The following is an 11,387-nucleotide window of genomic DNA, read 5'->3' as shown; positions in this document are numbered from 1 at the left end:
TTTTTTTATGTGTTTATAGATTTTCTTTAGATTTTCTCAGCTGGTCTTTTCTTTAAAAGTTTAACCAAAACTGGGAAAGTAGAAATGATAACAATAATAATGATAATGTATTCAATATGGTGTTTTAAGTCAATTCCTTGCTTCAAGAAGACACCGTATAAATAATGTCCTGCAAAAATCAAGATAAACGACCACAAGAAAGAACTTAAAATATTGTAAAACATAAATTTCTTTTTGTCCATAGAAACTATCCCCGCAACAATTGGCGCGAAAGTTCTAAAAATTGGTAGGAAACGAGCATAAATAATTGCTTTACCTCCATATTTTTCAAAGAAATCTTTTGACTGTAATAAGTATTTCTTTTTAAACCAAAATGAATCTTCTTTTTTAAATAAATAGTAACCGCTTTTGGCACCAAACCAATAACCTGTCATATTACCCAAAACTCCCATTACAGCAACCCCCAATGCAAGCAAAAACACATTTAAGAAATCACCTGGAATATATGCCACATTTTGAATTAAATCACGGCTGTAAATACCTGCTAAAAAAAGTAAACTATCTCCCGGCAGAAAAAAGCCTGCAAAAAGTCCTGTTTCAGCATAAACTATAAACAGAACGATAAATAACCCAATCTCAAAACCACCAATATTTAACGTTATATAAAATTCAGGGTTTATTAACTGCGTCCAATCAAAATTATTCATAAAAAGAATTTGGTTATACTTATAAGTTCGTGAAATTAACAATAAATTGTTTTAACCACAATTAAATGCCATATTTTAAAGATAAATTAACTATTAAAAGCCCAAGATTCACTTGGGCTCTTAAAAGATTCTGCTATTCTCTTACATACTTGCAGCAAGAATGTAAAGCCTCATAATCTGCATCAGTTGCTTTAACCTCTTTCGTGTCATGCCCAACCTTCGCGATAGCTGCATTTAAATCTGCTGTTGATGATTTCTCTTCGTTTAAAATCACTGCAAGCTCATGCGAACCAATATCCCATGTAGCCATTTTTACACCTGGAACATTATAAGCCGCTTTTTCAATACGTTTTTTACAAAGTTCACAACTGCCGTTTACCTCCGTTTTGTATTTTAAATTTTTATTCTTTTTAGATTGCGCTTGCGCTGAAAAACCTAAAAAAACCATCATTGCAATTAATACGATATTTCTCATTTTTATTTATTATTTATATTAAAATTTATTTTATTCTAAAACGTAAACCTGCATAATACATTTGTCCAAAAATTGGCGCATATGCAATAGAAGCATCAAAATTTGGTCCAAAAGGATCATTGGCACCAAGAATGGCTTTTTCCTGTTTGTAATTACCAATGTTTTCTCCACCTACATACACTTCAAATACAGGAGAAAAAACTCTTGTTACCTGAACATTCATCACTGCATAAGAAGGCGAGTAATTAGGAAATTGATCTGCAGTTGGATTTGATGCTGTATAAGGTAATTGCTGCTTACCTGACCAATTGAAAGTGTAATCGAATTTCCATTGCTTATTATTGTTTAAATTAGTTTCGTATTCAAGATTTCCTAAGAAACGATGTTTGGCTTGAAGCGGACGCTGAAATGTTCCTCTCAAATAATCTGTTTGAATGTCATAATATTTATATGCTGTTCTTAGATTTAAATTATGAATCAACTCATAATTAAATTCAACCTGAAGACTGTTTGCAAATGAACTTCCTTTTAAATCATAAAATAAAACTTCTTGCGGGCTCTGCATTAAGTCAACAACAGCCTGATTCTTAAAATCGGTACGATAGATATCAAATCCTGCTTCTGCATTTTTATTGAAAAGACGGAATTTTTGCGAGAAACTAACACCGTAATTCCAAGCAATTTCAGGGTTTAAACCGTAAATTTTCCCACCGTTGTCTAAAATCGAAAATGTTCTTGAACTTGCAAAAAGCTGTTGATTTTCGGCAAAAATATTAGCTGAACGTTTTCCTCTTCCAGCAGAAAAACGAACTACTCCATTTTTCCAAGGATTATATCTCATATGCAATCTTGGCGTTACGAAAAAACCAAGTCGGTTATGATTATCAACCCTTCCTCCTAAAACCAAACTAAAATTGTCTGTATTATCATAAGTATATTCAAAGAAGGCTCCAACAGAATTATCGATACGACTGTAATCATTTACATTTACAAATTCTTGATATTGATCGTATGTAAAGTTCAAACCAGTTGCAAATTTATGCATCGTATTACTGATAATCGAATTGAAGATTAAATTAGAATAAAAACTATTCTGCTTAATATTATACTGATTTAAACCAAAATAAGAGTTTTGATTATGAGTATTGAAGGCATTTTGAAAACCAATACTTTGATAAGGCATATCTTTAAAAACATATCCAACTTTTGTAGAAACATCAAAACGTTCTGTGTTGATTTCTGATCCCCAATGATTTTTTGTGCCACGATCTGTATCTTTATCAAAATCCAATTCGCCGGTTTGTTTTTTATCATTCATGTATCTAAAATTGATAAAACTAACAAAGCCGCTCTCTGGATTAAAATATTGATAACGGTTTAAAACATTGATTTGTTTTCCTAACGGATTATCTAAAAATCCATCGTTATTCATATCATTTTTAGCTACACGGGCATTTCCGTGAACAAATAAACTTGTTGCCCATTTATCAGATATTTTTTTATTAAAATGCGTATTCAATTCAAAACGCGCATCGGTAGATCCGTAAAAGTTTAAAAAGAAAGGATCATCATTTAAAGGTTTCAAAAGCTCTGTATTTATTTGCCCTGAAATACTTTCAAAACCATTTACAACGCTTCCTGCTCCTTTTGTAATTTGAACACTTTCAATCCATGTTCCTGGAGTAAAAGACAATCCGTAAGCTTGAGAAGCACCTCGAACTGACGGAACATTTTCCTCAGTAATCAACAAGTAAGGACTTGTTAAGCCCAACATTTTTATCTGTTTAGTTCCAGTTAAAGCATCAGAGAAATTAACATCAATTGAAGGGTTAGTTTCAAAGCTTTCAGCCAGATTACAACAGGCGGCTTTTAAAAGTTCTTTACTAGTTATTAATGATGTATTTGCGGTAAGAGTATAAGACTTTTTAAGTCCTTTTTGCTTTTTTGTGATTTTTACTTCCTCAAGATTTTCCTGCGCAAATGCAGAAACCGAAAGCAACAACATCACAAAAAGCGTGATATTTTTTTGCATAAAAAAAGATTTTAATATTATTTAGAAATTTCTGTTTTAGTTTCAATACGAAACAACAAAACAGCACACAACAAGCCACATTAGCTTGATTCTAAATATTAAAATCAGGAATAAAAAATATATTGACTGTATAATTTAAATAAAGGGGGCGCATTCGCATCAGAATAATAAGTAGTTATCTGATTACTTTTGAAATTTGGAATAGACAAAAATACGACTGGGTCATACTCTTGAATTACAGCTGGAGCTATAAGTTGAAAAAAGAAGACTTTGAAAGTTGCGTTGTCAGATTTTTTCTCAAAATGAACAACTTTATCTTTACAACAAGATGATTTTTCTTCTTTCGTTTCACAACATTTCTTTTGCGGCGTTGCAGAAGCAGTAGTATTTAAAGATACTGAAGCTACCTCTCCTCCACAATAATGCACATCAAAAGCAAAGCCTGCGTTGGAAACCAACAACAAGAACGCTAAAAACAATACTGTGCACTTTTTTAAATTCATACTGCAAAAGTATCCAAAAAGTCTCGGATTAAAAACTTAATAAAATGTTATTTTTTAAAATCTTGAAGCTGATAGTAAAATGCAGGAATGAATAACAATACTAACAATGGCTGAATAATAAATCTTCGCACATAAAATAAAACCCAACTGCTGTCTTGAAAATACTGGATAGTTATAAAGAATATCGAGAAAAGAATCAAGAAAAAAAACAAATACAAATAGGTCGTAAATTTTAAAATTTCTAGATCTTTAAACAACACATAAATAAGCACTAGAGACAAAACTGTATTTAAAGCAAAACGAAACAAAAGATGGCAAAAAAGCTTAAAAGCATCAACATTAGGTAATCGAGCATTACTAAAATCAGACTCGAAATATTGCAATAAGGGATCATAAAACAACGATGTTTCAAAAGCTCTTATAAGTACAAAGCACAGCACTATAACAATGGCAAATAATATTTTAGATCGATGTTCTTTAAATCTATTTAGCATACTTATAAAATTTGTTGACCCAAATAAACCATAAGATAAAAACAGAACTATAGATAATCAACGGAAAGAGAACTCCGTGTAAAAAATGAGCGTATTGAGAAAAATAAAACAACAAAACCGTCAATACTGCAATTCGCAAAACATTCAAAATGTAAATTAATGCAACTCCAAACAAGGCATAAAGCATTGTAGTCTTGAATTTTCCGGAAAATGCAATTATAAAGGAAACAAAAAGAATCATAATACTCACAGCATTACAGCCTTCAATAATACAAACTACATTTTGATTATTTAAAAAAACTTCTAACCAAGAGCCTGAAGAATTTCTCTGAACATTAACATCATAATTAAACGCTCGTAATACTTGTTCAACATTTCTACCAACAAAACTGGTAATTCCGTCAACTTCATAAGTTTTAAACTCATTCAAATATACTTTGTACAATAATGTCAATAGAATATAAACCGAGAAAAAAGTGCTCAAAAAAACTAAAAAAGGCTTGAACTGAATTAAATATTTTTTCAACAGATTTTTTTTTCAAATTTATATCTTTTTTGAGTTCAGCTTTAAATACTTTTGTATAAAATTTTCAAATTATGACTTTTCAAGAATTACAACCAAAAATAAGCGCTATAGTATCTGACAACAAACTTGTTAGAGATGAAAAACTACTAGCAATCTGCCAATTATTAAATGAAAATGTAGAATACTATAACTGGGTAGGTTTTTATTTTGCAAACCACGAAAACAAAACACTGCATTTAGGTCCATATGTAGGGGCTGAAACTGACCACACTGTAATTCCTTTTGGAAAAGGAATCTGCGGACAAGTAGCAGAAAGTAATGCCAATTTTGTTGTGCCTGATGTAAAAGCACAGGATAATTATATTGCGTGTAGTTTTACAGTAAAATCTGAAATCGTTGTTCCACTGTTTGTAAATGGAATTAATATAGGACAAATAGATATTGACAGTCACGTGATTGATCCATTCACTGAGGCTGACGAAAGATTTTTAGAATTTGTAAATAAAGAAGTCGCTGCTTTATTCTAAGAAAAACATTTTAAATCAAACATTTGCCTTAAACTTTTATGAAACGATTTCTACATTTCTTACTGTTTCTTTTTACTGCAGCAAATATGTTTGCTCAAAACTCTATTTCGGCGAACAAGTTAATTTATCTCGACTCTTTATGGACGCCAAGTACTCCTGAAAACTACAAATACACTCGTCTTGTTGTAGATTATTATTCTGAGAAAAAAACCTACGTCTACAAAGACCATTATAAATCTGGTGCGATAAAATACATTGCAAATACTACAGATAAAGATGTTATGATAAACGAAGGACAATCTGTTTCTTATTACGAAAATGGAAATAAAAAAACCACAGTATCCTATGTCAATGCCAAAAAATCTGGAAGAGAATTTAATTGGTATGAAAATGGAGATCTAAAATCTGAAATTGAATACACTGAAGGAAAAAAGGGAAAAGTTGAACGTAAAATCAATAACTTTTGGAATCCGCAAAAAGAACGAATTGTTATAGACGGAAATGGAGACTATGCAGATAAAACCGAAAACTACGAAGAAGAGGGCAAAATGAAAAATGGTCAGCCTAATGCTGTTTGGAAAGGAAAAGACTTCAAGAAAAAATTAAGTTTTGTCGAGAAATATGAAAATGGAAATCTGATTTCGGGAGTAACAACCGATTCTTTAAACGTAGAACATTTTTACACCACAAAACAACAGCAGCCTGCTCCTAAAAAAGGAATCAATTCTTTTTATAGCTATGTAGCAAAATCAATGCATATCCCTGCATTAGCAAGAAATAAAATTTCCGGAAAAATATATATGACTTTTATTGTAGATGAAGAAGGAAATTTAGTCGACCCCAAAATAATAAAAGGTGTTGGTTACGGATTAGATGAAAACGCAATTAAGCTTATTAACGAAGCTCAAAAATGGAATCCAGGTGTATATCGAGGCATTCCCGTAAGAGTACTTTATAAGCTGCCAATAACAATAATTACAAAATAAGATTCAATACTATTTATTTTTCAAAAAAAAGTTGTATTTTTGCACCCGTCTTACAAAAGTTGTATTGACATACATAAAAATCATTAAATAATATTGGAATGTATTTAACTAAAGAAAAGAAAGAAGAGATTTTCGCACAACACGGTGGTGCAACAAACACTGGAAGCGCAGAAGGTCAAATTGCATTGTTCACTTACAGAATTTCACACTTAACTGAACACTTGAAAAAAAATCGTCACGATTACAACACTGAGCGTTCTCTTGTACTATTAGTAGGTAAAAGAAGAGCTTTGTTGGACTACTTGAAAAAGAAAGAGATCAACAGATATCGTGAGATTATCAAAGTATTGAATATCAGAAAATAATCAATATAGAAAAGAGGTGCGAGAGTGCCTCTTTTTGTTTTTTACAGAATTGTATTTAATTACAAGCATTTATAAGAAAAAAAGTTTGGTTTTTCATTGGGTTTTAGAAACAACAACTACACACAACAACAACTACAACACAACTAAAACCCATTGTATAACCAATAAGGAAAAATTATGATTCCACAATTATTTGTAGAAAAGATCGATTTAGGTGATGGCAGAAGCATCACAATCGAGACGGGTCGTTTAGCAAAACAAGCTGACGGTTCGGTAGTAGTAAGAATGGGCGACACTATGATACTTGCAACAGCAGTTTCAGCTCGCACATCAAACCCTGGCGTTGATTTTTTACCATTAACGGTAGATTACCGCGAAAAATTTGCAGCAGCAGGTCGTTTCCCAGGAGGTTTCTTTAAAAGAGAAGCACGTCCAAGCGACAGCGAAGTATTGACAATGAGATTAGTTGACCGTGTATTGCGTCCGCTTTTCCCAGACGATTACCATGCTGAAACACAAGTTATGATTCAGTTAATGTCTCATGACGAAACTGTTATGCCTGATGCTTTAGCTGGTTTAGCTGCATCTGCAGCATTAGCTGTTTCAGATATTCCATTTTATAACTTAATTTCTGAAGTACGTGTTGCACGTATCGACGGAAAATTAGTAATCAACCCAAGCAGAGAAGAATTAGAAAAATCTGACATCGACATGATGATTGGAGCTTCTATGGATTCTGTTGCAATGGTTGAAGGTGAAATGAAAGAAATTTCAGAAGCTGAAATGATCGAAGCTATTAAATTTGCTCACGAAGCTATCAAAGTTCAAATTCAAGCTCAATACCGTTTACAAGCTGCTTTTGGTAAAAAAGAAATTCGTACTTACGAAGGTGAGAAAGAAAACGAAGAAATTTACAAAAAAGTAAAAGCTGCAGCATACGATAAAATCTATGCTATTGCAAAAGTTGGATCAGCTAAACACGAAAGAGGTGCTGCATTTGCTGAAGTAAAAGAAGAAGTTAAAGCTTTATTTACTGAAGAAGAATTAGCTGCTGACGGTGATTTAGTTTCTAAATATTTCTACAAAACTAACAAAGAAGCTGTTCGTAATGTAGTTCTAGAATTAGGTGTTCGTTTAGATGGTAGAAAAACTACAGATATCAGACCAATCTGGTGTGAAACTGATTATTTACCAAGAGTTCACGGTTCTTCTTTATTTACTCGTGGAGAAACTCAAGCTTTGGCTACAGTAACTTTAGGAACTTCTAGAGAAGCTAACCAAATCGATTCTCCATCTGAGCAAGGTGAAGAGAAATTCTACTTACACTATAACTTCCCTCCTTTCTCAACTGGTGAAGCAAAACCATTAAGAGGAACTTCAAGAAGAGAAGTTGGTCACGGTAACTTAGCTCAAAGAGCTTTAAAAAATATGATTCCTGCTGATTGTCCTTACACAATTCGTGTTGTTTCTGAGGTTTTAGAATCTAACGGTTCTTCTTCTATGGCAACAGTTTGTGCTGGAACAATGGCTTTGATGGATGCTGGAGTTCAAATGGTAAAACCAGTTTCTGGTATTGCTATGGGATTAATTACTGACGGAGAGAAATTTGCTGTATTGTCAGACATTTTAGGTGATGAAGATCACTTAGGAGATATGGACTTTAAAGTAACTGGAACTGCTGACGGTATTACAGCTTGTCAAATGGACATCAAAATTGATGGTTTACGTTATGACATTATGGAGCAAGCTTTAGCTCAGGCTCGTGATGGACGTTTACACATCTTAGGAAAATTAACTGAGACAATCGCTGCTCCAAGAGCTGACGTTAAAGCTTATGCACCAAAAATCATCACCAGAACTATTCCTGGAAACTTTATTGGAGCATTAATTGGTCCTGGTGGAAAAGTAATTCAAGAATTACAAAAAGCTACTGGAACAACTATTGTAATCAACGAAGTTGACGAACAAGGTGTTATCGAAATCTTAGGTACAGATCCTGCTGGAATTGAAGCGGTATTGGCAAAAATCCAATCTATCACTTTCAAACCTCAAATGGGAGAAGCTTATGAAGTTAAAGTAATCAAAATGCTTGATTTTGGAGCTGTAGTAGAATATACTGCTGCACCAGGAAATGAAGTATTGCTTCACGTATCTGAACTAGCTTGGGAACGTACTGAAAACGTTGCTGACGTAGTTAAAATGGGAGATGTTTTCCAAGTGAAATACTTAGGAGTTGACCCTAAAACTAAAAAAGAAAAAGTGTCTAAAAAAGCGCTTGTTCCAAGACCTCCACGTGAGGAGAAAAAAGAGTAATCAGATCTTAGTTTACTAAAGGTTTATTCATAGAAAACCCCGATTCATTTAGTTGAATTGGGGTTTTTCGTTTTTTTTATCTCAAAACCAATCAAACTTCATTATTGTCTTTTCAATAAAAAAGTCATGCTCATAACTATTTTAATGAGCAAAAAACAAAAACAAACTAAAAAACACCTCTTTTTCCTCACTTCATTAAAAGAAAAAAAATATCTTTAACTACCAATAACAAATAATTAATCCTAAAACCATAATTATGGCCTATAATGTAATACAAAACACCAGAATTAATTCTCAAGATTTTATTTTTTTAGATCCAAAAAATGTTACTTATCCGGTTCCTCCTTTAGTTTCAGTAAAATTGTATGAACCAAATGGAGTACCAACCTTAAAAATTAGAGCTACATTATACATCAATTCTCTAGACCCAAACAATCCAACTGTAGAAGAACCAACTGAAATTGAAGATGCTCTACAAGTTTATTTTGATTATGATTTCTCTGAAGAAACACCAGAAAGCTGCGACGTTTGGTACGTTGAATTAGATTATACCTCAGATACTGTAACCAATATTACAGAGGTAGTTTCCTACTTAAAAGATATTGATCCTGAAACTTCACGAGGAACAAAAACAGGAGTTGGCAGTTAAAACCATAAATAAAACAATATGGCGCAGCAATTTATTTGCTCGCCATATTTAATAATATCAACTAAAATATTGTAAAATGCACAAACTTAAAACTATTACCCTTTCAGTTCTGTGTTTATTTTTCATCTCATACTTTGCCAAAGCACAAACCAATATCTCCTCGTTTAACGAAACGATTAAAAAACACACTATTCATTTTAAAGAAGATTTAAACTTCTATAAAGCGCAACATTTTTTTTCTAGCAAAAAATGGGACTCTACTTTAGTCTATTCCATGAAACAACTCAGTTCTGGAAAAAATCGAGAGCTCGCTGATTATTGTCATTTTTTAAGAGGATGCTCCTTTAGAGAATTAAAACTGTTTAAGGAATCAAAAGCAGAAATGAGTTTAATTTCAAAAAAATTCTCATTTTATCCGTTAGTAAATAAAACTTTAGGTGAAGTCGCATTAGAACTCAAAGAATTTAAAAAAGCAATTGGCTATTTTACAGAAGTCGAAAAAAACTCAATCAACAACAACAATCAAGATTACAAAATAAGTGTGGTTTATGAAAATATTGGAGTTTGCTATTTGCATCTTAATGAGTTCACAAAAAGCGAAAATTATTTACTAAAAAGTAAAGAAATAAAAGAGAAAGAAAACGACACAATCTCACTCATACTATTGTATCAAAATATTGCTAATTTATATTATTCCCAATACAAAGACAAAGAGGCTATTCCGTATTTTGAAAAAGCATATTTACTTTCTAAAAAAACAAAAGACTTTGACAAAAAGGAAAATGCTGCATTCAATATGGCAACTGTAGAAGAAAACAAAGGCAATTTTAAAAAAGCTTTAGAATACAGAAAAGAATCTGAACGATGGAAAGATTCCCTAAACAATCAGAGTAAAATTTGGGCAATAGCTGATTTTGAAAAAAAGTTTGCTGTAGCTCAAAAACAAAAACAAATAAAAGTACTCGAGATAGAAAACAAACTAAAAAACTCACAGCGTAATGGTTTGTTTTTCTCTGCAATTGGCCTTCTGTTAATTATAACCGGAGGAGTTTATCTCTATGCCCAAAAAGTAAAAAACAGTAAAATCATTTTACAGCAAAAAAACAAACTTGATGAATTAAATGCAGCTAAGGATCAACTATTTTCAATCGTGAGTCACGACTTGCGTTCATCTGTAAATGCATTAAAAACCAGTAATTCTAAATTATCTGCGACATTAGAGACTAAAAATTACGACGAGTTAAATCAATTAATTATCCAGAACAGCAGCATAGCAAATGGCACTTATAGTTTATTAGATAATTTATTACACTGGGCATTATTGCAAACCAAACAATTGTACTTTCATAAAGAATCTGTTCATTTATACTCTATAATTCAACAAATCGAATACAACTACAAACCTTTACTTTTTGACAAAGCAATAACATTTGAAAATTTGGTTTCAAAAAGCATTTTCTTATTTGTAGATCTTGACTCATTAAAAATTGTATTCAGAAACTTACTAGACAATGCCATTAAGTTTAGCAATCAAAATGATCAAATTAAATTTTACACTAACGAAATAGATTCCGAATTTTGCGAGATTATAATTGAGGACACTGGAATTGGAATGAGTCAAAATAGCATTGATGAATTACTTCAAGATACCGACTTATTATCTAAAAAAGAGAACTCCGAAATTATTGGAACTGGATTAGGTTTACAATTATGTAAACAAATGATTAAAAAAAATGATGGTACATTTTTTATTGAAAGCGAAATCAACAAAGGAACTAAAATGATAATGAGATTACCTAAAACAAAATAG

At 31.9% G+C, this 11,387-nt stretch carries 12 protein-coding genes; 6 read left to right on the top strand and 6 right to left on the bottom strand.

Translation table 11 applies throughout. From position 1 onward, the window contains the following. Window positions 1-26 precede the first annotated feature (26 nt). The 6 genes from BOW57_RS02625 to xrtF all read right to left on the bottom strand — a co-directional run bounded on the left by BOW57_RS02625 (window position 27) and on the right by xrtF (window position 4,737). Complete coding sequence (locus tag BOW57_RS02625; RefSeq protein ID WP_129023068.1) at window positions 27-707, bottom strand: DedA family protein; 681 nt, start codon at window positions 705-707, stop codon at window positions 27-29. Window positions 708-840: 133 nt separating this feature from the next. Continuing rightward, on the bottom strand, window positions 841-1,182 hold the full coding sequence (locus BOW57_RS02620) for a heavy-metal-associated domain-containing protein (RefSeq protein WP_129052949.1): 342 nt from the start codon (window positions 1,180-1,182) through the stop codon (window positions 841-843). Between the two features lie 25 nt (window positions 1,183-1,207). Then, a complete protein-coding gene (locus tag BOW57_RS02615) occupies window positions 1,208-3,214 on the bottom strand; it encodes a TonB-dependent siderophore receptor (protein WP_129052948.1) in 2,007 nt (668 codons plus the stop codon). A gap of 104 nt (window positions 3,215-3,318) precedes the next feature. After that, the gene (locus BOW57_RS02610; protein ID WP_129052947.1) at window positions 3,319-3,717 is read right to left on the bottom strand and encodes a hypothetical protein; all 399 of its coding nucleotides are present in this window, start codon (window positions 3,715-3,717) and stop codon (window positions 3,319-3,321) included. Between the two features lie 47 nt (window positions 3,718-3,764). Next, window positions 3,765-4,211, bottom strand: coding sequence for an exosortase F system-associated protein (locus BOW57_RS02605; RefSeq protein WP_129052946.1), 447 nt, complete (start codon window positions 4,209-4,211; stop codon window positions 3,765-3,767). Further along, the gene (xrtF, locus tag BOW57_RS02600) at window positions 4,201-4,737 is read right to left on the bottom strand and encodes an exosortase family protein XrtF (protein WP_129052945.1); all 537 of its coding nucleotides are present in this window, start codon (window positions 4,735-4,737) and stop codon (window positions 4,201-4,203) included. Before xrtF ends, BOW57_RS02605 begins: the two co-directional genes overlap by 11 nt. 71 nt (window positions 4,738-4,808) lie before the next feature. Between xrtF and BOW57_RS02595 the strand changes: the two genes are divergently transcribed. The 6 genes from BOW57_RS02595 (at window position 4,809) to BOW57_RS02570 (ending at window position 11,387) form a co-directional block, all read left to right on the top strand. After that, window positions 4,809-5,264: a GAF domain-containing protein gene (locus BOW57_RS02595; protein WP_129052944.1), complete on the top strand. Its 456-nt coding sequence runs from the start codon at window positions 4,809-4,811 to the stop codon at window positions 5,262-5,264. 38 nt (window positions 5,265-5,302) lie between these two features. Next, window positions 5,303-6,250 (top strand): energy transducer TonB, encoded by a 948-nt coding sequence (locus tag BOW57_RS02590; RefSeq protein WP_129052943.1) that lies wholly within the window; start codon window positions 5,303-5,305, stop codon window positions 6,248-6,250. Between the two features lie 98 nt (window positions 6,251-6,348). After that, on the top strand, window positions 6,349-6,615 hold the full coding sequence (gene rpsO, locus BOW57_RS02585) for a 30S ribosomal protein S15 (protein WP_007804772.1): 267 nt from the start codon (window positions 6,349-6,351) through the stop codon (window positions 6,613-6,615). A 177-nt stretch (window positions 6,616-6,792) separates the two neighbouring features. Further along, window positions 6,793-8,928: a polyribonucleotide nucleotidyltransferase gene (locus BOW57_RS02580; RefSeq protein WP_129052942.1), complete on the top strand. Its 2,136-nt coding sequence runs from the start codon at window positions 6,793-6,795 to the stop codon at window positions 8,926-8,928. 256 nt (window positions 8,929-9,184) lie between these two features. Further along, window positions 9,185-9,577, top strand: coding sequence for a hypothetical protein (locus BOW57_RS02575; protein ID WP_089052534.1), 393 nt, complete (start codon window positions 9,185-9,187; stop codon window positions 9,575-9,577). 76 nt (window positions 9,578-9,653) lie between these two features. After that, window positions 9,654-11,387 carry a tetratricopeptide repeat-containing sensor histidine kinase gene (locus tag BOW57_RS02570; protein WP_129052941.1) on the top strand — a complete coding sequence of 578 codons (1,734 nt, stop codon included), beginning with the start codon at window positions 9,654-9,656 and terminating at the stop codon, window positions 11,385-11,387.

Source organism: Flavobacterium sp. YO64, from assembly GCF_004119505.1.
Taxonomy (GTDB): Bacteria; Bacteroidota; Bacteroidia; order Flavobacteriales; family Flavobacteriaceae; genus Flavobacterium; species Flavobacterium oncorhynchi.
This window is presented reverse-complemented; position numbering and strand designations above follow the sequence as displayed.